Annotated in this window: 21 protein-coding genes, 1 tRNA gene and 1 riboswitch; of the genes, 1 reads left to right on the forward strand and 21 read right to left on the reverse strand. The window is 43.3% G+C overall.

Going from position 1 to position 24,165, the window contains the following annotated elements; all coding sequences use genetic code 11:
• Positions 1-3: 3 nt before the first annotated feature.
• The 8 genes from rpoD to JQM82_RS01655 form a co-directional block, all read right to left on the reverse strand.
• Positions 4-1,116, reverse strand: coding sequence for an RNA polymerase sigma factor RpoD (gene rpoD / locus JQM82_RS01620; RefSeq protein WP_235248174.1), 1,113 nt, complete (start codon positions 1,114-1,116; stop codon positions 4-6).
• A 39-nt stretch (positions 1,117-1,155) separates the two neighbouring features.
• Positions 1,156-2,931, reverse strand: coding sequence for a DNA primase (dnaG, locus tag JQM82_RS01625; RefSeq protein WP_235248175.1), 1,776 nt, complete (start codon positions 2,929-2,931; stop codon positions 1,156-1,158).
• A 47-nt stretch (positions 2,932-2,978) separates the two neighbouring features.
• Positions 2,979-3,986 (reverse strand): deoxyguanosinetriphosphate triphosphohydrolase, encoded by a 1,008-nt coding sequence (locus JQM82_RS01630; RefSeq protein ID WP_235248176.1) that lies wholly within the window; start codon positions 3,984-3,986, stop codon positions 2,979-2,981.
• Complete coding sequence (gene pap / locus JQM82_RS01635) at positions 3,983-5,491, reverse strand: polyphosphate:AMP phosphotransferase (protein WP_235248200.1); 1,509 nt, start codon at positions 5,489-5,491, stop codon at positions 3,983-3,985. Before pap ends, JQM82_RS01630 begins: the two co-directional genes overlap by 4 nt.
• A 147-nt stretch (positions 5,492-5,638) precedes the next feature.
• Positions 5,639-5,723 (reverse strand) — tRNA-Leu (locus JQM82_RS01640).
• 69 nt (positions 5,724-5,792) lie between these two features.
• Positions 5,793-6,341: a DUF5662 family protein gene (locus JQM82_RS01645; protein WP_235248177.1), complete on the reverse strand. Its 549-nt coding sequence runs from the start codon at positions 6,339-6,341 to the stop codon at positions 5,793-5,795.
• A 27-nt stretch (positions 6,342-6,368) separates the two neighbouring features.
• Positions 6,369-8,060: an alpha-amylase family glycosyl hydrolase gene (locus tag JQM82_RS01650; protein WP_235248179.1), complete on the reverse strand. Its 1,692-nt coding sequence runs from the start codon at positions 8,058-8,060 to the stop codon at positions 6,369-6,371.
• 67 nt (positions 8,061-8,127) lie between these two features.
• Positions 8,128-9,144 (reverse strand): sugar ABC transporter substrate-binding protein, encoded by a 1,017-nt coding sequence (locus JQM82_RS01655; RefSeq protein ID WP_235248181.1) that lies wholly within the window; start codon positions 9,142-9,144, stop codon positions 8,128-8,130.
• A gap of 168 nt (positions 9,145-9,312) precedes the next feature.
• Between JQM82_RS01655 and JQM82_RS01660 the strand changes: the two genes are divergently transcribed.
• Entirely contained in the window at positions 9,313-9,621 is a 309-nt protein-coding gene (locus JQM82_RS01660) for a DUF1292 domain-containing protein (RefSeq protein WP_235248182.1), read from the forward strand.
• Here JQM82_RS01660 and JQM82_RS01665 read toward each other — a convergent pair.
• From JQM82_RS01665 to JQM82_RS01725, 13 genes are all read right to left on the reverse strand, one after another.
• A complete protein-coding gene (locus JQM82_RS01665; protein WP_235248183.1) occupies positions 9,607-11,445 on the reverse strand; it encodes an ATP-dependent helicase in 1,839 nt (612 codons plus the stop codon). The genes JQM82_RS01660 and JQM82_RS01665 overlap by 15 nt on opposite strands.
• Before the next feature lie 10 nt (positions 11,446-11,455).
• A complete protein-coding gene (gene gltX / locus JQM82_RS01670; protein WP_235248184.1) occupies positions 11,456-12,919 on the reverse strand; it encodes a glutamate--tRNA ligase in 1,464 nt (487 codons plus the stop codon).
• Between the two features lie 76 nt (positions 12,920-12,995).
• The gene (locus tag JQM82_RS01675; protein ID WP_420370598.1) at positions 12,996-13,457 is read right to left on the reverse strand and encodes a threonine/serine exporter family protein; all 462 of its coding nucleotides are present in this window, start codon (positions 13,455-13,457) and stop codon (positions 12,996-12,998) included.
• Complete coding sequence (locus JQM82_RS01680) at positions 13,454-14,695, reverse strand: GNAT family N-acetyltransferase (protein WP_235248185.1); 1,242 nt, start codon at positions 14,693-14,695, stop codon at positions 13,454-13,456. Before JQM82_RS01680 ends, JQM82_RS01675 begins: the two co-directional genes overlap by 4 nt.
• A 148-nt stretch (positions 14,696-14,843) precedes the next feature.
• Positions 14,844-15,629, reverse strand: coding sequence for a hypothetical protein (locus tag JQM82_RS01685; RefSeq protein ID WP_235248186.1), 786 nt, complete (start codon positions 15,627-15,629; stop codon positions 14,844-14,846).
• A 124-nt stretch (positions 15,630-15,753) separates the two neighbouring features.
• Positions 15,754-16,908 (reverse strand): glycine/sarcosine/betaine reductase complex component C subunit alpha, encoded by a 1,155-nt coding sequence (gene grdD / locus JQM82_RS01690; protein ID WP_235248188.1) that lies wholly within the window; start codon positions 16,906-16,908, stop codon positions 15,754-15,756.
• A gap of 14 nt (positions 16,909-16,922) precedes the next feature.
• Positions 16,923-18,455: a glycine/sarcosine/betaine reductase complex component C subunit beta gene (grdC, locus tag JQM82_RS01695; RefSeq protein WP_235248189.1), complete on the reverse strand. Its 1,533-nt coding sequence runs from the start codon at positions 18,453-18,455 to the stop codon at positions 16,923-16,925.
• A 221-nt stretch (positions 18,456-18,676) separates the two neighbouring features.
• On the reverse strand, positions 18,677-19,150 hold the full coding sequence (gene grdA, locus JQM82_RS01700) for a glycine/sarcosine/betaine reductase complex selenoprotein A (protein WP_235248192.1): 474 nt from the start codon (positions 19,148-19,150) through the stop codon (positions 18,677-18,679).
• Positions 19,151-19,316: 166 nt separating this feature from the next.
• The gene (gene trxA, locus JQM82_RS01705) at positions 19,317-19,634 is read right to left on the reverse strand and encodes a thioredoxin TrxA (protein ID WP_235248194.1); all 318 of its coding nucleotides are present in this window, start codon (positions 19,632-19,634) and stop codon (positions 19,317-19,319) included.
• 129 nt (positions 19,635-19,763) lie between these two features.
• Positions 19,764-20,708 (reverse strand): thioredoxin-disulfide reductase, encoded by a 945-nt coding sequence (trxB, locus tag JQM82_RS01710; protein ID WP_235248196.1) that lies wholly within the window; start codon positions 20,706-20,708, stop codon positions 19,764-19,766.
• A gap of 39 nt (positions 20,709-20,747) precedes the next feature.
• Positions 20,748-22,058 (reverse strand): glycine reductase complex selenoprotein B, encoded by a 1,311-nt coding sequence (gene grdB, locus JQM82_RS01715; RefSeq protein WP_235248197.1) that lies wholly within the window; start codon positions 22,056-22,058, stop codon positions 20,748-20,750.
• Positions 22,059-22,075: 17 nt separating this feature from the next.
• The gene (locus JQM82_RS01720; protein ID WP_235248198.1) at positions 22,076-23,356 is read right to left on the reverse strand and encodes a glycine/sarcosine/betaine reductase component B subunit; all 1,281 of its coding nucleotides are present in this window, start codon (positions 23,354-23,356) and stop codon (positions 22,076-22,078) included.
• A gap of 75 nt (positions 23,357-23,431) precedes the next feature.
• The gene (locus JQM82_RS01725) at positions 23,432-23,818 is read right to left on the reverse strand and encodes a GrdX family protein (protein WP_235248199.1); all 387 of its coding nucleotides are present in this window, start codon (positions 23,816-23,818) and stop codon (positions 23,432-23,434) included.
• Between the two features lie 149 nt (positions 23,819-23,967).
• Positions 23,968-24,079, reverse strand: a riboswitch (glycine riboswitch).
• Between the last annotated feature and the right edge of the window lie 86 nt (positions 24,080-24,165).

The following is a 24,165-nucleotide window of genomic DNA, read 5'->3' on the forward strand; positions in this document are numbered from 1 at the left end:
TTCTTAATCCAGATAATCTCTTAATTTTCTGCTGCGGCTCGGATGACGCAGCTTACGAAGCGCTTTCGCCTCAATCTGACGAATACGCTCACGGGTAACATCGAATTCTCTTCCAACCTCTTCCAGTGTACGGGCACGACCGTCATTCATACCAAAGCGAAGTCTGAGTACTTTCTGCTCTCTCTCTGTCAGTGTATCCAGAACCTCATCCAGCTGTTCTTTCAGAAGTGTCTGTGCAGCAGCCTCTGCCGGAACAGGCACATTATCATCCTGTATGAAATCTCCCAGATGACTGTCTTCTTCCTCTCCGATCGGAGTCTCAAGAGATACCGGTTCCTGAGAGATTTTGAGGATCTCACGCACTCTTTCTACCGGCATGTCCAACTCTGCCGCAATCTCTTCCGGCGTTGGTTCCCGTCCAAGTTCCTGCAAAAGTTGTCTGGAAACACGGATCAGCTTGTTGATCGTCTCTACCATATGCACCGGAATACGGATGGTTCTTGCCTGATCTGCGATTGCTCTTGTAATCGCCTGGCGGATCCACCAGGTTGCATAAGTACTGAACTTAAATCCCTTATGATAATCAAACTTTTCCACAGCCTTGATCAGACCCAGATTCCCTTCCTGAATCAGATCCAGGAAAAGCATTCCACGTCCGACATAGCGCTTTGCAATACTGACGACCAGACGAAGATTCGCTTCTGCAAGACGCTTCTTGGCATCCTCATCTCCGTCTGCCATTCTTTTTGCAAGTTCTACCTCTTCTTCTGCTGTCAGAAGAGGAACCTTACCAATCTCTTTCAGATACATACGTACAGGATCTTCTATGCTGATTCCATCCGGAACAGACAGATCAATCTTCTCTACGTCAATATCATCTTCTTCAGATATCACAATATCATCCGGTATATCATCATCGTCATCACTACTGATACGCAGTACATCAATATTATTTGCCTCAAGATAGTCGAATACCTTTTCCATTTTTTCGGAATCTAGTTCCATGTCCGCAAAAACATCATTAATCTCCTGAATTTCCAGAATACTCTTTTTTTTCTTTCCAAGTGTTACTAACTCTCTTAATTTTTCCTGGAATTTCATTACATTTTCATCCATGTATTGTCCATCCTCTCATTGCTTGTTTATATTTTATCCTTAATTAATAGAAATATGCAGTGCCTTAAGATCCTGCAATTCTCTTTTGGCGTTCATCAGTCTCTGCAGTCCCTGCATATCTGTCGGATCCAGATGCTTCGTTGCTTCTTCGATGCTGTGATTCTTTACCCGAAGAATCGTCTCCTGCAGTGCTTTCTCCTGTTCACGCACAGTCGTAAGTTCCTTGATCCTGGTATGAAAAAGACCTGCCACCTCCCGGTGTTCTTCTTCATCCGTAAAATGATTCATAATCTGTGCCGGATTGACCTCATGTCTTTCGTACTGTTCATATAAGAGTCCGGCAACCGTCCGATACAGCCCCTCTGTAAAATCCTCCGGCGTAATATACTTCTCAATCTGCCGGAAGAGATCCTCACTCTCAATCAGCCAGGTCAGAAGAATCTTCTGAGATATCAGAATTCCATCTTCCTTCCGCTTTTCCTTACCGACCGTCGGTCTGGGTCTGGATGCCGGCGTTGCAAGCCCCGTCTGAACAGCCATCCTGCTAACGAGTTTTCTGAGGTCTTCATATCCTACATGATACGCTTTCGCCACAGCCTCTATGTAATTATTGCGCTCAATCTCCTCATCGAACTGTGTCAGCCGCCTTGCCACTTCCTTCATGAAGTCTGTCTTGCCTTCCGGTGAAGTCATATCATAGTCACGCTCCAGGACTTCCAGACTGAACATAAAACCATTTCTCGCCTGATGGATTCTTTCTTCAAATGCTTCCGCCCCCAGATTTTTGATAAACTCATCCGGGTCTTTATACGGTTCCATTCGAATAATCCTTGCAGTAATCCCCGCCTCCTTCAAAATCGGAAGCGCTCTAAGGGCTGCTTTCGTTCCTGCCCCATCACTGTCATAGGTAAGATATACCTCCTGCACATATCGCTTGATCAGTGAAGCATGTCCGGAAGTAAGCGCTGTTCCAAGCGATGCCACGGCATTGGTGAATCCCGCCTGATGAAGCGATATCACATCCATGTATCCTTCACACAGAAGAAAATACGGCTTCTTTGTGCTTCTTGCCCGGTTGAGACCGTACAGATTCCGGCTTTTGTCAAATATCATTGTCTCCGGCGAATTCAGATACTTTGGTTTTGCGTCTCCCATAACACGTCCGCCAAATCCGATGACTCTGCTGTTGGCGTCCATGATCGGGAACATCACCCGATTCCAGAACTTGTCATATACCCCCTGCCTTTCATCGATCGTGATCAGCCCCGCTTTTGCGATCATGTCATCCTTATATCCCTTCGACTTCAGATACCGGTACAGATCGTCACTGTATTTGTTCGAATATCCCAACCCGAATACCTTGATCGTATCATCTGTGAGCTCCCGTTTTCTGAGGTATGCAAGCCCCTGTGCACCCTGTGCGCCCTTCAGTTGTGCATAATAATACTGTGCGGCTGTCTTATTGATCTCCAGAAGGATCGCCCTGGTATCTGCACGCTCTTTTGCTTCTTTGGAATATTCCTCTTCCGGAAGTTCCACTCCTGCACGATCAGCCAGATACTTCAGAGCCTCAACAAATGTATAGTTCTCGTATTCCATCAGAAATGTAAATACATTTCCTCCGGCTCCACATCCAAAACAATAGTACATCTGCTTCTGTCTGCTGACGGAAAAGGATGGAGACTTCTCGTTATGAAACGGACACAGTCCAAAATAAGAATTTCCCTTTTTCTGAAGCTTGACGTAGCTTGATATCACATCCACAATATCATTTCTGGATCTTACTTCTTCAATTATTTCATCAGAATAATACATATAAAATCTCCTCATATATAATATTCGACAAAACCATCTGATTTCCTTTAATATTTCCAGGATTCCGGAACAAAATATTCTTCAAACTTTTTCACGGCATATGTATCAGTCATTCCAGCGATATAATCACACACCGTCTGTTCCAGACTCGTTGTTCCTGCTTCAACATCAGCGCGTGACTGTCCGGGGAGCAGTTCTTCGTGACGGACATAATATTCATACAGATTTGTAATCATATTGATCGCTTTTGATTCCTCGCTCTTTGCCACCGGATTCTCATAAACATGTTCAAACAGGAATTTCCGAAGTCCCATCACTGCTGTTCGAATCTCTGGTGACATCCGAATCTCCGGCTGATCCATACTGTTAATAATCACATCATGTATCATCGTATCCAGTCGGACTCTGGTAGTTTGTCCAAGAATGTTTCGATATTCCTGCGGGATATCCTCTTCCTTCAGAATCCCTCCTCTGATTGCATCGTCTATATCATGGTTGATATAGGCTATCTTATCCGATAACTGCACAATCTGTCCTTCCAAAGTATGTGGCATACCACTGGTTTTATGATTGCGAATTCCATCTCTGACCTCCCAGGTCAGATTCAGTCCTTCTCCATGTTTTTCCAGATATTCCACCACCCTGACACTTTGTTCATTGTGTCGGAATCCCAAAGAGCAGACCGCATTCAATGCCCGCTCTCCCGCATGACCGAATGGCGTATGCCCCAGATCGTGCCCCAGTGCAATTGCCTCTGCCAGATCCTCATTCAGGCGCAGGGCTTTTGCTATGGTGCGCGCATTTTGCGACACCTCCAGGGTATGTGTAAGTCTCGTCCGGTAGTGATCCCCTTTGGGAAGCAGAAATACCTGTGTCTTCTGCTTCAAACGCCGAAACGACTTACAATGAAGGATTCGATCTCTGTCCCTCTGGTATACCGGTCGTATGTCACATTCCTCCTCCGGACGTTTTCTTCCTTTTGACTTGCTGCTCAGAGAAGCATAAGGACTTAAGTATTCCACTTCTCTTGCTTCCAACTGCTCTCTGATCGTCATGCACGGTCGCTCCTTTCCTGTTCCAGACGTGTTTCGATCGCCCCTACTACCGTTTCAAGCACTTTAATTCTTGCATAATATTTACAGTTTCCTTCTACAACAATCCATGGAGCCTTCGGGGTAGATGTCCGAATCAGCATCTCATTTACGGCTTCTTCGTACTGTTCCCATTTTTCCCGGTTTCGCCAGTCCTCCTCTGTGATCTTCCACTGTTTTTCCGGACTTTCCTGCCTTGCTTTAAATCTTCGCTCTTGTTCATCCTTATCGATCTGCATCCAGAACTTCAAAACAATCGCTCCTGCATCTGTAAGATCACGCTCCATATCATTAATTTCCTTATAAGCTCTCTGCCATTCCAGTTTCGTACAGAACCCCTCAATTCTCTCAACCATCACTCTTCCATACCAGGTTCGGTCAAATATCGTAATATGTCCGGCTTTTGGCATATCTGTCCAGAAACGCCACAGATAATGATGCGCCTTTTCCCTCTCAGTCGGAGAAGCTGTCGGATGCACCACATATCCCCTGGGATCCATCTTTCTCGTCAGACGCTTAATCGCTCCTCCTTTACCGCCTGCATCCCATCCCTCAAAACCAATGACAACCGGAATCCTTTTCCGGTACAATTCTCCATGGAGTAACTCGATCCGCTGCTGCAGTACTGCCAGTCTTTTCTTATACTCCTCTTTTGAATAAGATAATGTCAGATCTGCCTTTGCAAGAATGGATTCCCTCTTATCACATTCCTGCTCCGACTCCTCCTGTACGGTCTGCTCCTGCTCTGTCTTTTCCTTCGCCTGTTTCACCTGCTCCTCCAGGCGTTCTGCCACAATTGCATAGATTCTGGCTGTCGCGTATCTGCGATCTGTTGCTTCCACAATATGCCACGGTGCGTACTGTGTATCTGTGCGATTCAACATTTCTTCGTTCATTGCCTGATATTTTTCAAATTTCTGATTTCGTTTCCAATCTCCCTTACTGACCCTCCACGCTGTTTCCGGAGATGCAGACAATTGTTCAAACCTTCGCTTCTGCTCTGCCTGATCAATGGCCAGAAATATCTTGATAATCACCATACCATCTGCTGTCAGCTGCTCTTCAAAAGAGCAGATCGAATGATATGCCCTGTCAAGATCTCTCTTTTTCGTCTTTTTATCAAACCGATCCACCAGAACCTTTCGATACCAGCTGCTGTCATAGATTGCAATTCTTCCCTTTTCCGGAAGCTTCGTCCAGAACCTCCACATAAATGGATGCATCCGTTCCTCTTCCGTCTCGTTTTTTACCGCATATACCTCAAATCCTCTCGGATCCAGTGCCTGTATCAATTCCCCGATCTGGAGCCCTTTTCCTGATGCTCCATATCCTTCAAAAGCTATCATAACCGGAATTCCGAGACTTCTGCACTCCCTCTGAAGCCTTCCAATCCTGTTCTCAAGTTCAACCATCTTTTCCTTATATTCTGACTTTCCCATTGACTTCGTAAGATCCAGCTTCTCTAACATCATCCATTCCTCCTCACTCCGAAACATTTCTTTCCACTTCCGTCTCCATCAGATTTCTCAATTTTTTCTTTTATTATACACGATACAATACTTAATTCATACAAAATCAATAAAAAAAGACTCAGGCTTTTGCCTGAGTCTATATACTGCGGAAGATGGGACTTGAACCCACACAGCTAAAACAGCTACAAGATCCTTAGTCTTGCTCGTCTGCCAGTTCCGACACTTCCGCATTTGTCTGTCGCTCTCGCGCTGACAAAATATATAATACATCATCACTTTCAAAATGTCAACAAATATTTTACAAATTTTTCAAATTTTTCAAAATGTTCTTTCTAATATAGAAAAAGGTTTTTTCTTCGCCTTCTTCAGCCAGCATCTTAAGCAGCTTATGCAGCAGAGCCGCCGTCTCGGGATGGATCATTTTTCCAAGCTTTGCTGCCCCCTGCTTATAATATTCCAAAGGGTGGCAGTCTTTGTACCGGTCTCCCTGATAAGTTTTGGAAGCAGCAACCCGATCCATGAACATCTCAATGACATATCTGGTCGGCATCTTCTGCCCCACGATCCCCTCCTCCGGATTCACACTGTAATCAATCCAATACTCATAATGATGCTTGTTTCTTCCTTTATGATGAAGCCACGCCTTCGAATATCCGGTAGCTTCACGCTCTGCATTATTCGGACTACGATTGCCCTGATAATACTTGCACCCCACAAGGAATTCCGTCGGGGAATACTTTGACAGATCATGAAGCAGTCCTTGTCTGTATAACCCTACCTTAAAACAATGCTTCATTACCAGATATTTATGATGATTAATTGTTCGCAAATGCTGCCATGCTTTCATAATTGCCTCATTCCACTTTCCAATTCTCTACCGGGCGATCATAACCATAATCGTCCTTTCTTTGATATCAATGATACGCTGGCCCTCCATCAACACGGGTTCATCAAGAACACCCAGATCTGTAGATGCCATCAGATACCATTTTTTCCCTTTTGGCAATGCCGGAACCGCAAATGAATGTTCCAGCCAATGCATATTATAAGCGACAAACCAGTCTTCACTGTCCATATATGCACCACTGTAATATACACCAAGCTGTCTGCTTGATACCTCCGACTGCACCTGCCATGCATTTTCTCCATGATAAGATACATCCGGCACTCCACAGGAGGAACGGTCGATTCCCAACAGTTCTTTTTCCGGTGCAAAGATCGAATACTCTCTGCGGATTCGGATCAGGCCACGGACAAACTCATACAGTTCCTTTCCTTTTTCCAGTTTTTTCCAGTCCAGCCAGCCAATCGGATTATCCTGACAATATGCATTATTATTGCCTTTCTGCGTATTTGCAAATTCATCTCCTGCGAGAATACATGGCGTACCCTGAGACAGAAGCACCAGAAAATATGCATTGCGAATCTGTTTTTTCCGAAGCTCCAGAACCGCCTTTTTCCTTGTCGGCCCCTCTGCTCCACAGTTCCAGCTGAAGTTATAATCCGAACCATCCCGGTTATTCTCTCCATTGGCTTCATTATGCTTTCCGTCGTATGACACCAGGTCATTAAGGGTAAATCCATTCTGACCGGTAATACTGTTGAACGAATCCTGGTTCTCAGCATGATGCTTCAGCCAGTAGATCACATCATTGATCATACCTTCATCGCCCTTTAAAAAACGGCGCATAGTTGTCTGAAATCCCAACTGATGCACCATCAGCTTTGTACCTTTGAGGATCGGATCTTCCCGAAGCTCATCTACGGACAGAAGAACCGGGTTTACGATAAATCCGTCAATATGGTACTGCATTACATAATATCGCAGGCATTCAACCATCATCTGTCTGGAAATATCATCTGAAAATGGCATTTCGAGAACGACCTCGATTCCACACCTATGACATTCCTTTACCATATCTTTCAGACCATTCACTCCATCTCCGGTACTGGAATATGCACTCTTCGGTGCAAAATAATACGCACTCCCATATCCCCAGTAATTGCAGTTTGGCATACATTCTTCAAACTCATAGACCGGCATACAGTGGATCTGATTGATTCCCAGCTCACAGAGATAAGGAAGCTTTTCAATCAATCCCTGAAATGTTCCTTTATTTTTCACCTGTGAAGAAGGATGTTTTGTAAATCCGCGCACATGAAGGCTGTAGGCAATCACTTGATGATAAGGAATCCGAAGTGGCTGATCTCCTTCCCAATCGAAAGTATGATTTATCAGGACGCCTCTTACTTCATGTTCCTGCACATTTCTTTTATTCTGCCACTCTTCTCTGCCTGCAATTGCTCTGGCATATGGATCGACCATAATCTCTCCATCTACTTTATAATTGTATTCATACTCCAATGGCTCAATATCCTGCAACGCAATCGCACGCACTTCCCCCACGGACAATTCCATCTCATATTCATCACATGGCTTTTGTTCTCCTCTTCGGTACAAAAGCAGCCGACACTCCCTGTTCTTCGGAACCGCTACTGCAAAGTTCACCTGATTGTCGTTTACTGTAACTCCTATTGGTATCGGTTGTCCCTGTATCTGTCTCATGTCATATCCTCCTGTTCAAGTGTGCATCAGCTCTGCTGGTACCTCCTGAAGTGATGCCTTTCCCGCTTTATTGCCATCCATCTACACCATACATATCAACATTTTCTTCATCAATCATAAATACATCTTCATATGTTTCTTTTTCATAGTCTTTTCCATTCATCATACAGATTGCCACTTTTGCTGCAGTCTTTCCCATATTGATCGGTGATTGTGCTGCAGTCCCGGCAATCTGACTGCCGGTCTTCATAAGTTCTTTCTTGATATCCGGCGATCCATCCACTCCGTATATCAGGACTTTATCCATGCCGGCAAGGTTGAGTGCTGTCTTAGCAGCCACCGCTGTCTGGTCATTTCCACACATAATTGCAGTCAGCTCCGGGTTCTCACTTATGATCTTTTTTGCACCTTCCAGCCCCTTTTCGAAACTTCCGTCGGTATTCTCTCTCGCTACCACTTCAAATCCATTCTCAGCTTTGGCAATGGCTTCTTCAAATCCCGTGATACGGTCATTCACCGAATTCTGAGCAGTCGCCTCCAAAATAGCGATCTTTCCGCCATCCGGACACTTTTCAATCAGATCTTCTCCGCAGATTCTTCCGGCTTTCTGATTATCCGATCCTATGTACGCATCTACATAATCCATTTCTTTTACCTGGGTGTCCACATTGATAATCTTCACCCCCGCCTCTTTCAGAGCCTCCAGAGATGGAGTGATTGCTTCCCAATCAACAGGGCACAGAAAGATTGCATCAATTCCTTCATCTATCATCTCCTGAATCTGCTGTTCCTGAAGTTCTGCATCTGATGCCGGATCCTTTGTGATCAGCTGACACTCATCTTCATCCAATACTTCCTTAATTGCCTTCTCCAATGTTATAAAATATGGATTTTCCATATCAATTGCCGAAAATCCGAATACCAGTACGTCTTCTTCCTCTTCTTTTTCCTCTTTTTCTTCATCCTCTGTATCTTCTGTAATCGCATTATCTACCGGCTTGCCTGCCTGCTTCTTGCATGCAGATAATGCGAAAATGCATACCAGCATGACTGCCAGTACACTGATGATTCTCTTTCTTTGCATTATATCTTCCTCCTTATGTATGCGATGATACACAGCTTTATTCTACAACATTTCTGGCATTTTGGCTACTGTTTTCAGTTTTACAGTCATTCTCTCGAAAACATCCTTGCTTTTTAAGTACACCTCTGTTACAGTTAAACTAGTGATATAGAAAAGGAGAATGCGGCTATGAATGAAACAATCGATAATGATGGATATGTAACAATTGAGCTGACCCTTGACAATGATGAAGTAATCCAGTGTGCGATCCTTACTGTATTCGAAGCAGGCGGGGAAGAATATATCGCGCTTGTTCCACTGGATGACAATATGGAATTTGATGCAGACAGTGACATCTACCTCTATCGTTACAGCGAAGATGAAAACGGCGAACCGGAACTCGGCAACATCGAAGATGACGATGAGTATGAGGCTGCCGCTGATGCTTTCGACGAATGGATGGATACGCTGGAACTGGAAGATTCAGACGAGGAGTAGTTCATCAACAAAACGGGAGGGATTCATATCTTTCCCGTTTTTTTCTTTTACATAGCTGATGATTAGTTTTCTCTTTGCCCTGGTCATCGCCACATAAAACAGGCGACGCTCCTCTTCGATCTCTTCTTCAGATCTTGCTTTCCGATACGGAGTACTTCCTTCATTGCTCTCAATCATAAAAACTGTATCATATTCCAAACCTTTTGCGCTGTGCATCGTCATAAGTGCAACACCCTCCGTGCTTTCCCGCTTCTGATTTTGCACTTTTAACATCTCTCGATATCTCTCCACATGTGCAAACCACTCTGAAATGGTCTGATACTCTCTGGAATTCTGTTGAATCTCATGAATGACTGCCATCAGATCTTCTTCCGGTATCTTCCGATAAGCCGCATATTCCCTCAGAAATTCATCGTATCCCATACTTTTCCTGATATATTGAATCGCCGCATACGGAGTCTTATTCCGGATCATCTTCATATCCCATTCAAGCTGATTGATTCGATCCATCATCCATTCTTTATCACAATAGAAGTTTCGAATCGATTCATAACTCACCTTTTTCTCGTTCAGGCATTCTCTGCTGATATATCTCTTTGGCCTGTTAGCAATCTGTAGAAAATATTTTCTGTCATACTCTCCCTGTGACAGATGAAAGTAGCTGCTGATATCCACCCCGATAAAATGGTCATAAATATTGTTCAGATATTCTTTCATTGTAAATGGAATCTGATATTCCATCAGAACCTCCGACAATGCTCTTGCATCCAGATTTGTACGATAAAGAATCGCAATCTGTGTATACGGAATTCCCCTTTCTGTATATTCACGAATCTTATCGATCACGTATCTGCTTTCTTCCATTGGATCTTTCACTTCCTGAACATGAACCGTTTCATCCGGTTTTTTTTCTGCAATAATCTCTTTCGCAAATCTTGTCTTGTTATGCCCGATTACCTTCAAAGCACCTTTCACAATATAACCGGTAGATCTGTAATTCACATTCAGAAGAATTTGCCTGGCATCCGGATAATCCTTCACAAATTCCATCATAATCCCTGGCTTTGCGCCCCGGAATCCATACACAGATTGATCATCATCTCCCACCACAAACAGATTATTCTCAGGTGCCGCCAACATCCGCACCACATCATACTGTGCCTGATTGACATCCTGAAATTCATCCACCAGAATATAACGGAACTTTTTCTGCCATTTTTCCAGAATATCCGATCTGCTTCTGAACAAATCCCGGCACATTATCAGCATATCTTCAAAATCAATCTTTTTCCGTTTTCGTTTTTCATATTCATAAGACTGATATAGCTCGCGAAACCGCTCTTTCCCATATTTCAAAGAATCGTATTCCATAATATTAAGACAATTATTTTTTACATTTCCTATCTCCACAGTCAGATCCTGCAGATAGTCTTTTTCTTCATCCGCAGCCGGAATCTCCTCCCAATCCATCTGAGAAATCAACTGACGGAGCAGAGTATACTTCTCCTCTTCCGTCAAAAGATTGGTCTGATTCAGATGATAGGCCCACTTCAGGATTCCATAATATATTCCATGAAAGGTACCAAAAGTAACCGCATATGCCGGTTGACCACATATTTTTCTGGTTCTTTCTTTCATCTCTTTTGCCGCATACTTTGTAAAGGTAATGACCAGAATTTCTTCTGGTCTTACCTTATACTTCGTGATCAGATATTCAATTCTCTTTGCTATGGTAAGAGTTTTCCCGGAACCGGGACCGGCAAGAACCATACATGGTCCTTCTTTGTGGGCGACCGCCTCAGCCTGCGCTTGATTCAGACTCATCAGATTCCCCTTACTTACTTAACAATTCAATACCCTTTTTTATTCGTCTTATAGATTCTTCTTTTCCAAGAATCTCCATGATCTCAGTTGCACCACCAGGTGTATTCTGTTTTCCGGAAACTGCTGTTCTGACCGGCCACATTACGAATCCGGTCTTTACTCCAGCTTCATCAACATATCCTTTTAACATCGCAAACAGAGCATCGTTACTGAAATCTTCCTGCTCTTCCAGAAGAGGAAGCACATCCTGAAGCACTTTCAGAGATTTTTCCTCATTGGTCTTCATTTTCTTGTGGCAATACATAGCTGTATCATATTCCGGCAATTCTTCGAAGAAATCAATCTGCTCTTTGATATCCGGGAAGATCTCGATTCTTGTCTTTACAAGCGCTGCAATCTTTTTCAGATCATAATCTTTTGTAACCACTTCTTTGATATAGGATTCTGCTCTTTCATAAAATGAATCAAAATCCATCTTCTTCAGATATTCCCCATTCATCCATTTCAGTTTTACAATATCAAATACAGCCGGAGACTTGCTCATATGGCGATAATCAAATTCTTTCACCAGTTCTTCCAGAGAGAAAATCTCCTGGTTTCCGGTCGGACACCATCCAAGAAGCGCAACATAATTCACAACCGCTTCCGTTACGAATCCCTGATCAATCAGGTCTTCATAAGAAGAATGTCCACAGCGCTTGCTCAGTTTTTTATGATTTTCATCCGTAATCAACGGACAGTGTACATATACCGGAATTTCCCATCCAAAAGCTTCATAGATCTTGTTGTATTTTGGTGCGGAAGACAGGTATTCGTTGCCGCGTACAACATGTGTAATCCCCATCAGATGGTCGTCAACTACATTCGCAAAATTATAAGTCGGATATCCGTCAGATTTGATCAGAATCAAATCATCAAGTTCTGCATTCGGTACAGAGATATCACCGTAAATCTCATCATGAAATGTCGTCGTGCCCTCTGTCGGCATATTAAAACGAATAACGTATGGTTTACCTGCCGCAAGGTTTGCCTCTACTTCTTCTTTGCTCAGTCCGAGACAATGCTTGTCATATACCACGATTTCTGTTCCGCCATCTTCCTCCGATACCCTGTTCTTCAGAGATTCCAGACGTTCCTTGTCACAAAAACAATAATATGCATCTCCCTGTTCAATCAACTGTTTTGCATATTTCAAATATAATCCGGAAGCGTTACGCTCGCTCTGTACATAAGGGCCAACACCTCCATCCTTATCCGGTCCTTCGTCGTGAACCAGTCCGGTCTCTGCCAGTGTGTGATAAATAATCTCCAGAGCACCTTCCACGAATCTTTCCTGATCCGTGTCTTCTATTCTTAACATAAAGTCGCCATTTTCATGCTTTGCAATCAGATACGCGTACAGCGCAGTTCTTAAGTTTCCCACATGCATTCTTCCTGTAGGACTTGGTGCAAATCTTGTTCTTACCTTACTCATCGCAATTCATATCTCCTAATTCTTTCATAATTTTATCCATCGATTCTTACATTGTAGCACAATATCCATATATGCATCAACCTTTTCTCAATCTTCTTTGCTTCCAGTATGTCGGCTGAAATACTTCTCTTGGAATAGACACAATAAATACAATTGCAAGAACAATAGCAAATGCAATTTTCACAGATTCAATTCCTTTTTCTGCAGCCAGATATAATTGGTTTGTCACCAGATAATAAGCCGTAAAATAGATTCCCGCTCCCGGCACCAACGGAATGATTCCCGGTACCAGAAAGATTGTAATCGGACATTTCATGCGTACCGTCAACATCCGTGACATCAACACTACCACCAGTACTCCAAAAAAGGAAGCGATTGCCGGAGTAACTCCTTGAACCATGACTCTATATATCATCCATCCTGTAGTTCCTGTCATTCCACAGGATATATAATACTTTCTTGGAACCTGGTACAATATGGAAAAAGCAATCGTTCCAAAAAATGAACATAACAGTTGAAAAAGCATTTCCCCCATCACAACAATAACCCTCCAAACATATTATTATAAATACTCAATGTAACTCCAACTCCAATTGCAATATAAACAAACACAAGAATTGCATCGATCATGCGAACGGTGCCTGACAGAAAATCACTGTCAGCGATATCTCGGATTGCGTTTACAAATGCAAGTCCGGGGACAAGAGGCATCAATGCACCAATAATCATTCCATCAAAGCGAAGTGTCTCTGCAAATACAATATAAAATATATGCTTCATACAGATTGCAAGTGTTGTAATGATTATTCCGCCCACAAGATTCACAATAATTTTAGACATGCCATATTTCTTGCAGAATAAAACCCATACATATAAAACACATCCAATAAAAAAGGCCATAATACTTTCATATGGTGTTGCCCCCAACATATATCCGAATGTTGCACTTGCGATTCCAGCAGCGCCAATTTGAAAGTACGATTTTTTAGGCGGAATTTTATCAATTTCTTTCAATCTTTCCGCCGCCTCATCCATTCCAACCTGCCCGGCCGCAATTTCTCTGGATAGTGCATTTACTTCTGCAACAACCCCCAGATGAGATGCAGACAATGGAATATGTTTTACTCTTGTATATGCCTCTTCGATTCCATTTTCCGCACTTACAAACAGACCATGACTCAATGCAAATATATCAACCTGATCTACATGAAACCTCTGACAGATTCTGGTAATCGTCTCTTCCACACGAAAGATCTCAGCACCGTTTTTTAAAAGAATTCTTCCTGCCTCTAATGCCAGATCCAACACTTTTTTCACATCTACCTCAGATTCCAGATTCTTTTTCAGATAGATCATATCCTTAAGCAGTACTCCATCATCATAAATCGGCTTCTCATAATTTTTCACAAAAAAATCTACCAGTATATGAGAATTTTCAAACCCACATTTTTTATAAAAGTCTATTGTTTTTCCGGTATTACCCGTACCAACATACATCACATCACACACGCTGCTGTAATGCTCACAGAGAAAGTGTATCATATACTTTCCATATCCCTTGTTCCGCTGTGCCTCGGCTGTCGCAATATTCTTAAGTTCACACTTCCGGTTTTTTAAAACCTTTACTACTGCAACCGTCTTTGCTTCTCCATTCTCTTCAAGGAGAAACATCTCCCCCTGATCCAGATACTTTTCAATCATGCTTTCCTGCGGATCAGCCAACAACAACAAGTCTATATACAATCTTTTATTCTCTATTATCTGCCTAACTCTCATGTCTGCTCCTTTTTGCCTTGCTCAATTTCATCCATTATATCACCAGAAGCTGGAGAATCATAGAGAATTTTTGGAAATTAAATTGTATTTATATATGAAAACAGAGACCATCGCAGCATCTGCTGCGAGAGTCTCTACTGCCTCCCTTTTAATATCTTCCCTTTGGGAAAGCTACCATCTCACCGTTTTTCGTATACAATACTCCATACTCACTGCTATAAACAGGATTGTCTGCAGCTACTTCTATATACATCAGCTCTTCAAGATATTCAAACGTCTCTGCTTCAATCTCTGTAATGTTTTCAGGAATATAGATTTCAAAAATCATGGATTCCAGCCCTTCCAACGCTGATTTTCGAATTCCTGTGCATCTCTCATCACTTGGAATCACCAGAACACCATCTACTGCAGAAACAACATCTGTATATCCCATGATATAACCATCTGCATCAATCAGGAATCCCCTGATCTCTATCTCTGCGTCTTCCATCTCCATCTGTGAAAGATCATTTGGAATCGAATCCGGTACACTTTCAATGTAAGCCGGTTCATTCCCCGAAACACCCGGCATTTCTTCGTCCGGAATCACCGGTACTTCCAGTGTTTTCACCATTTCGGTCGTTTCTCGTATCCTCTCCGCTTCTGGAGTTTCCTGCACAGTATTTTTCATCTTTTCCTGCTGTATAACAGCCATATTCCTCGCTTTTTCAGATATTTTCCTGATATCTGAGGTGGTATGAAGAACCGACATATCAATGCCACAACATGTTGCTTCATCCAGTATTATCCTGCTCAAATGCCGGCTCAAGTCCGGATATCCTGCAAATGTACTGATTTCATAAAAGAGAAAGATTCCTGCCATCATCCACATGATAATGTAACAGATCCGGTAAATCGTTTTCTGTATAATATCTATATGCAACGCTTCTTCCATCTTTGCACCTCCCTACTTTTTTCATTATAAAGTAAGGATTATACAAAAGGAAGTGGCATCTCGACACATTTGACGCCACTTCCTCAGATCTATGATCTTTTTCCGTTTCCTTTAAGTGTTGAAATTACTGAATATATCCTGCTTTCTTAAGCTCTTCTTCTGCTTTTGCAAGATTTGCATCAGATACACGGATGATCGGTCCCGTACATCCCATTCCACTTTCTGCGTAGATGTTGATCTTCCACAATGCTTTTACCGCATCTTCCAGATCCATAACCTCGATTCCCGGGATCTGTGCTGTTACGATCTCCTTCGGTGGTTCTTTTACATCCTCTTCTGCTGCAGCCGGTTTCTGAGCTGCTTTTAATGCACCCAGGATATCCTTCAGTCCTGCTTGATTCACTGCTGCAAATTCTGCCTTTGCTACTTCAAAGACTTTTCCTCTTACCAGCTGTGCCGCATAGCGGATTGCATTGGCGATTACCGGTGCTCCGCTTGCTCTGGATACGATCATCACTAACTGCTCATAGCCTTCTCCGATTCCGGGACCATAGCCATAGCCTGTTGCCTCGAAGCTTCCGCCTGTATTTGCGGAAGAGAGCATCTTAACCAGGATATTTCCTGTCAGGGAATCTGTTACCATGATATCCGGTGATGCCTGAAGCACGTCATTTCCTCTCATGACGCATCCGCCGTCTGCTCTTGCAGACTCTGCAAATGTGATATCATATCCCTGCTCTTTTAACTGCTTTAATGCCTTTTCCGTCTGACGTGCTCCGTCTACGTTCAGAATTCCTACGCTCGGTGCTGCGTTTCCGCATGCCTTTGCTGTGATGATTCCGTAGATGGCATTCTTGATCATTCCTTCAATACGATCCGTACTGGAGGTTCCCGTCGTATTGGCAATGTACATTTCCTTTCCCTTTGCAGGTGTCACGCAGCGTCCAACAGTGGATACGCCGATCGGGAACGGGAAATGCATCGTTACTGCTGCATCTACTTCCCCGTTTTTCAGCATCTCTTCCATCTTGTCATGGCCTTCTTCATCGTTTGCCACTTTGACTGTTATCACGCCCTCTGCCTCTAAGGTTCCGATATAATAGACATCGATTCCGTCTCTTGCTGCCTCTACTGCAGCTGCCATGGAGTTCTCTTCTCCATGTTCACTTCCCATTCCGGTAAGTGCGATCTTCGGTCTCTTCCCAAAGCTTCCTGTTTCCAATCCCTGAGCCATTTCCATAAAGGTGTCGGCAATCATTTTTTCAATTCCATTTGCCATCTTTGTTCACCTCTCTATTCTGCCAGCAATGATGCAGCGAAATCTTTCATAGCTTTTGCGATCAGTCCTTTTACTTCTTCTTCGGATACTCCGCTGTTATCCTCTGCTCCTGTATTTGCCTGGATCACGAAAGAACATCCGTCAAACAGGTTGGTCATACGTCCAAGGAACAGACTTCCTTTTCCGATGATCATTGCATTCTTGATCTTTCCTGCAAGGATATCTTCTCTTGCAAATCCGATGTACGGTACACCGGAAGGAATGTGTCCCTGCGTCGGTGCCCATCCGGTCAGACCATGATCTTTTGTGAAGTTTGCAAGTTCTTTTCTGTCTAACTCGCCTCTCTTAACTGCAAGTGCTCCGATCATCTTGTAGTTTGCAAGCGGAACATCTCCTGCTCCTGCCGGTTTTGTAATATCCGGGTTCTGCATTTCCGGTGAGAACTTGTCAATATCAGTCAGCTTCATTCCGTTTCTCTCCAGCGGATCTGCTACCAGACTTCCGATTACGTTCTGCGGTGCAGAACCGGTTCCTACCGTATGACGTCCTACGATATCAAGGTTGATCTCCGGATTCTCTCCGTCATTCTCAGCGATGATCACGCAGAAACCGCCCAGGCAGTCCTCTAAGATCGGCATATCTTTCTTGATATGGTCTTTTCCGTTCATACCTAATTTAGCGGTACATCCTCCGGCCGTAACAGCTACACACTTATAGGTTCCGGCTTTTACCAGGGATGCTGCCTCGATCAGCGCATGAGATGGTCCTGCACAGAATCCACGGGTATCAGATCCGGTTGCATTTACAAGGCCTGCGATCTCTGCTGCAGCCTTTGCAAAGTTTCCGCCGCCTCTCTGGTTCATATCACCACATGCCTCTTCTGCACAGTCGATCACATACTCTACATCTGCCTTGTCGATTCCTGCATTTCTTACACCGTATAACAATGCAAGTACGCTGGTAGCCTTACTCATGATATTCTCATGCATAACATGTGCGGACAGGTTTACGTCGATATCATGTGCTCTCTTGATACATCCAACAAGTTTGCCTGCATGATACAGACCTTCTGCATGCTCTTCATTTACCAGTCTTGCGATCTCTTCTGCATCGATACCTTCCTCAACTTTTGCTGCGATATCTTCTGTGATGATCGGATCTGCTGCAAATGCGTCTTTATGAGCTGCCACAAATTCTTTGTCCAGCTTTACAACTTCGAATACGTCTACCGTCTGTGCCAGAATCAGGAATTCTTCTTCCGGCATGATCTCGCCGTATTTTCCGTATCTCTCTGCACCCTCTTTTGCCTTATCATAATAAGGGAATGCAACTTCTGCTAATTCATCCGGATGAGCATTTCCGATATATACCTGGTTTGGCCAGTAACTTACAGCCTCTTCATAAGAACGAAGGTGACTGTCGATTGCTTTCAAATATTCAGACTCTGGATTGACAACCTTCTCTGTTGTCTGTGTTGTTCCATTATAAAATACCATCTGTGGAGTATGTGCAAGTACATAGCTTGCGCCTTTGATTACACTGTTCATTGTGAGTATCCACCTTTCTTCTTTTCTAAATCATTTCAAAATAATTAACTGTTGTTTACAGGAATGTGTCATCATCTGACGTGCCTCAGCGATATGTGCAATACTGGCAGCCTGCGTCATCTGCAGCCTGCCCTGCATACTTTGTTATAGAACGAAACGGCGAGGTAAGTGTTTACCTCACCGTTTCGTTAAATGTGGGATGAAACGATCTCAAACCCTTCTTATAAAAACTTGCAGAAATCATCACGGATTGCTGACATTTCTCCAGCAATGTCGTCAAGATCAAGAACCATTTCCATCATGCCTACCTGCTCATCGTAAACATCCGGATCAAATTCTTCTTTCAGTTCTTCTTCACATACGTGATATACCGTGAGTCCAAGCTGGACCCCTGTCAATGGACCTGCGAATGTCGGGTCACCTGCTGTTACAGTCTCTGCTGCAAGACCAGCACCTTCGCCTTCAGCTGCTCCAAGAACTACTACTAAGTTCTCCGGACCATACTCCTCTGCGAATTCTTTTACCCTCTTCTGATTCTCAAGATCCATTGCACCAGCGCTCGTTCAGACGAAGCACTCTGTGGATGAGAATACTACTTCTCCGCCAGCAGTCTTTACGCACTCTGCGATTGCCGGTCCTGGAACACCATCACGGTCGCCAATGATAACGACTTTTTTTCCTTCTAATATTGCCATGACGTGTTTCCTCCTTCCTTTCCCTTCTTTTTTTATTTATTGTAGAAATGTTTATACTCCGCCGGGCAAACGATAATGAAATTCCGGCGAGTGTGCTCGCTGAAAGCGGCAGATTTTACATTCCCGTAAAAGCCTTGTGGCTGTTTACGCACTCACGATGCTCCGATTAGATATACTTCTTAATCATTGCTTCGATAGATTCTGGTGTACAGTCATCTTTCACCAGTTCTTCTACTTTCTCTCCGTCTTTGTAGATTGCCATAACAGGAAGTCCGAGAACTTTCTGTCCGATTGCAAGACGGCGAGCCTTTGTTGTATTCAGAGATGTGAATTTTAACTTATCTCCATATGTGTCAGCGAATTCATGTACCTTTGGCATCAGAGCCTGGCATGGTACACATCCGTCACCGTAAAAATCTACGAATACATAACCTTCTGCTTTTAACACTTCTTCTTCAAATGTGTGCTTATCTACATCTAACATTGGTATGTTCCTCCTTGTGAAATATATTTTTAAGCTTTCGCTTTCATGCAGGCACGTCGCGTCTGCTTTTTTACTTCTTTTTATCCCGCACAGCGAAGCTCAAGATTGTCACGCTGTGCTCATTAGTTTTTAGAAGTAGTCAGACATACTTCTTTCTACCTGTACTGCTGCGATTGCTCCGTCAGCTGCTGCAGTAACCACCTGTCTCAGGCTCTTGATACGTACATCCCCTGCTGCATATACACCAGGAATGTTGGTGTGCATGTCTTCATCTGTCTTGATGTATCCACGCTCATCCATATCAATGATTCCTTCGAACGGTTTGCTGTTCGGGATGGTTCCGATGAATCCGAATACTCCGAACATTCCGTCCTCTTCATCTGCTTCTACCGTCGTAACTTCTCCGGTCTTTACATTCTTCACTTTCATCCACTGAAGAATATCGTCTCCGCCTACTTCTTCTACTACAGAATCCCACATGAAGTTCAGCTTTGGATTCTTAAATGCTTTTTCCTGAATGGATTTTGCCGCACGCAGTTCGTTACGTCTGTGAATGATCGTAACTTTTCTTGCAAACTTGGTCAGATACATGGCTTCTTCTACTGCAGAATCTCCTCCGCCTACTACGTATACTTCAAAGTCTTCAAAGAAGTTTGCATCACATGTTGCACAGTATGATACACCTTTACCTGTGAACTCTGCTTCCCCTTTACATCCGATCGGTCTTGCATGAGCTCCGGTAGCGATGATCACGTTTCTTCCCTGATACTCAGCTTTTGCGCTCTTAAGAACTTTGATCTCGCCTTCCAGTGATACTTCTGTGATCGTATCAGATACACGTTCTGCACCAAATTTTTCTGCCTGCTGTGTCATTCTCGCAATCAGAGACGGTCCGGACTCACCTTCTACGATCTGTCCCGGATAGTTTTCAATCTCATCTGTAATTGCGATCTGTCCGCCGTCCTGTCCTTTTTCAATAATCAGAACAGAAAGACGGCTTCTTCCTGCGTACAGTCCTGCTGCTAAACCAGCAGGACCTGCACCCAGGACAATAACGTCATAAATCTTGCTCATTTTGCGTTATTCTCCTTTTCGTCTAAGTATTCAACACGTCTACTCAAAAATCGTCTGTCCGTCTACTTCTGTTGTCAGAGCGTTCAGAGCCTTCTCAACGATCTTACGACGAAGTGCTTTTTCCTCAGCCTTATCCAGAACCGGATTTCCAAGCGGATGAGGAATAGCGATAGCCGGAACGATTCTGTTAGCACCTACTGTCATAGAAATTGGAGTTACTGTACAAATGTGTACAACAGGGATTCCTGCTCTCTCAACTTCCTTAACCATCGTTGCACCGCAACGAGTACAGGTACCTCAGGTAGAGGTGAGGATTACAGCATCAACACCGTCTGCTTTCAGTTTCTGAGAGAACTCAGCTGCAAATGCTTTAGAAGATGCTACAGCTGTACCATTACCAACTGTTGTATAGAACAGGTGATGTAATTCACCAATAACTCCTTCTTTTTCCATGTCACGAAGAACGTCAACCGGAAGTACACGGTCAGGGTCTTCATTTGCATATACCGGATCGTATCCACCATGAGCTGTCTCATAGGTTTCTTCTGTCAGATTCATAACTCCTGCGATATCATATTCTCCATAGTGAGAAGCACTGGAGCTTTCAATGTGATCCGGATTTCCCTTTGGTACGATACCACCAGATGTAACCAACGCGATCTTAGCATGCGCCAGATCTTTTACAGCCGGATTTGGTTCTACTCTGTCGAAGTCAGGCATCGGGAACTCTGTCTCAAACGGCTTATCATTCAGCTTCTTAATAAGCATCTTAACCGCTCTCTGAGAACCTCTTTCTTTTTCAAAGAAGTTTACACGAACGCCATTCGGCATATAACCTTCTTCACAAGATGCACCAATCTTCTCACCCTTAGCAAGTTTCACTGCAAGAGGAGCCAGTTTCTTAACCGCATCTCTCATACCTGCTGCACTGTTCTTTGTAGAAACCATATATACCTGGTTTTTGAACATATCAGCACCCGGGTTTTCTACGTACATACCTGTTACAGCCGGAATTCCAAGTTCTTCCTGAACTGCTGCAGCGATTGTACCACAAGCTACACCATAACGACCTGCATTGAATGCCGGTCCTGCGATAAATACATCCGGAGCCTGCTCTTTTACCATAGCAAGGATATCAGCTTTCGCTTTCTCCAGATTTTCGTTGAAGTAAGAGTCACCACAAACGATTGTTGCAATAATCTCTGCTTCATCTTTAAAATTCTGAGTCAATGCCATACCCGGTCCAACAACCTCACCTACACGAAGCTCTGCCGGATAATCTGCTTTTTCTTCTCCACCAATCTGTGCAAAGAACTGATTGATGTAATGAACTACTTTAATCTTAGCCATTCTATTATCCTCCCCTCTTATCTTGCGCTCAGTTTATTGAAACCTGTTTCATTCGTTGCTCCTGTAAGTACCTGAAGCTCAACTTCCAGACTTCCGTCCTCACGAAGTGTTTCTTCGCTGGCACCTGCAATCTTGTTTACGTAATCCAGTGTTCCAATTACCTTGTCAAGTTTTGGCAGGATAATTACCTGGTTTGCATTTCCGCCTGTAACAACCGCATCAGCAGCCGGGTCAGAGTCAGCAAGAGACTGAGACTTTCCGTCACGTCCTGCATACTCATCAGTAATGATAACTGTTTTAACGCCTTCTGCTTCAATCTTCTTGCAGTTCATGATAAGGTCTGTATCCGGGTTACCAAATCCTTCCTGAGATACGATAACACCATCAAGATCTAACATCTTGCAAAGTTTTGCTGTCCAGTCGGAAGAACGCATCTTATCTGCAAGATATACGTTCTCATTTGTAATGATCTGGCATACAAAGTTAATTGTTTTTCCGTGCTGTTCAAACATATCATGAACAACCGGATTGTTCTCATGTACATAAGTTGGATTCTTATCACATGCAGACACACAGTTACCGGATACGATTGCACCGTCCATGATCTCTGTTGGACTTAAGATTGTAGGAACAATCTTCTTAGCATCTACGCCGTATACATATGTGTCATGTAATAATCCCTGACTCTGAAGCATCTGAACATAAGCAACTCTCGGAAGATCCGGATATTTTTCCATGCCTTCTTTGATCGTGCATGTTTCATATACTTTTGTCTCATCAGGTGTCAGGTTACGAGCTAATTCCCCAAGATAAACTGCAACTCTGAATCCTGCAAAACGAACTGCTTTTTCATAATCATGCTGTTTAATTCCGTCAACCGGCTCACATACCATAACCAGGTTCAATGTCTTGGAAAATGGTGTGTAATCAGCTCCAGGACCTGTCATATCGATAATACCTTCCTGGAATCCAACGATCTTACCAGCTGTAACAACAGCCATTCCCTTTAATGCATAAGTCTTTCCTTCACCTACTGTATCAACCTTTGCGATAACGCCCGGGAAGATTCCCCCTCTTCCTTCAACTTTCACACGTGGCTCGATAACGTCTTTTACCGGTGTAATTCTTACAGACTCTCCTGGTTTTGCAATATCAAACGATACGCTCTTAATATGCTCATCCTCAAGAGCTACGGCTTTCACAGCCTCTTCGGATACATAAAGGATTCCGTCTTCAATCTTTGATTCAGATGCAAACTGAATATCCTTAATGTAAATGTGTCCCATTTCTAATCTCACTTGTAGTTCCCTCCTTCAAAAAAGATTCATTTTATTGTCTAAAGCTGCAATACTTTAACAACCTCTCTAAAATGACTACCAGGCATCCGCTGATGCCAACCCGCTTTCAAGCAATGTCCAGTCGATCAATTGAAAATCCTCATATACATTCGCTGCATATTTGCCTGATTTATCCTCAAACTTTCCGCAAGCCTGAATGGCATTTTCAATCAACGAAAGAGACCTCCGATCCATCTCCCCCTTTCCTTCTGATATCATTACTGATTTATATGGTGTTTCATTAGGCTTTACACTTCCCGATAAGGGATGTGATAAAAGCAAGTGACCCTCGTGAATTCTGTCTCTTACTTCTTTCAGAAGTTCTTCATATGAAATATCTTTGTATATCACATTGTGCGTGTCCTTCAGCTTTTCTAAAACCAGTGGATTATTGGTTAAGATCATATAACTTTTCCGACTCATTTGATCCACTTACTCCTTTCAGTTTCCCTTGTTTAAAAAAAGGACGCTTTAAACACGGCTAGATGTTTAAATCGTCCTTTCCTGTCTTTTGCCCTGATACCAAGTGTGTTCCAGCGAAGCCTCTCACACAGCACAAGATTCAGAATACGGTCCGTTTCCCAGTCCTTTTGCCTGAAAGTTTCACACTGCATATGATCACCAGCATATGACAGGCTTGCCTCTTCGGCGGTCGAAATATCAACTCTCTCTTGAGAAACATCAACCCGCTTTTCATATTAACTTATAGAACTTTTTTATAAGTTTCATTTTCTAAACCTATAATAACCTATCGTTAAATTATTTTCAAC

The sequence above is a fragment of the Faecalicatena contorta genome, assembly GCF_021531995.1.
GTDB classification, from domain to species: domain Bacteria; phylum Bacillota; class Clostridia; order Lachnospirales; family Lachnospiraceae; genus Dorea_A; species Dorea_A contorta_A.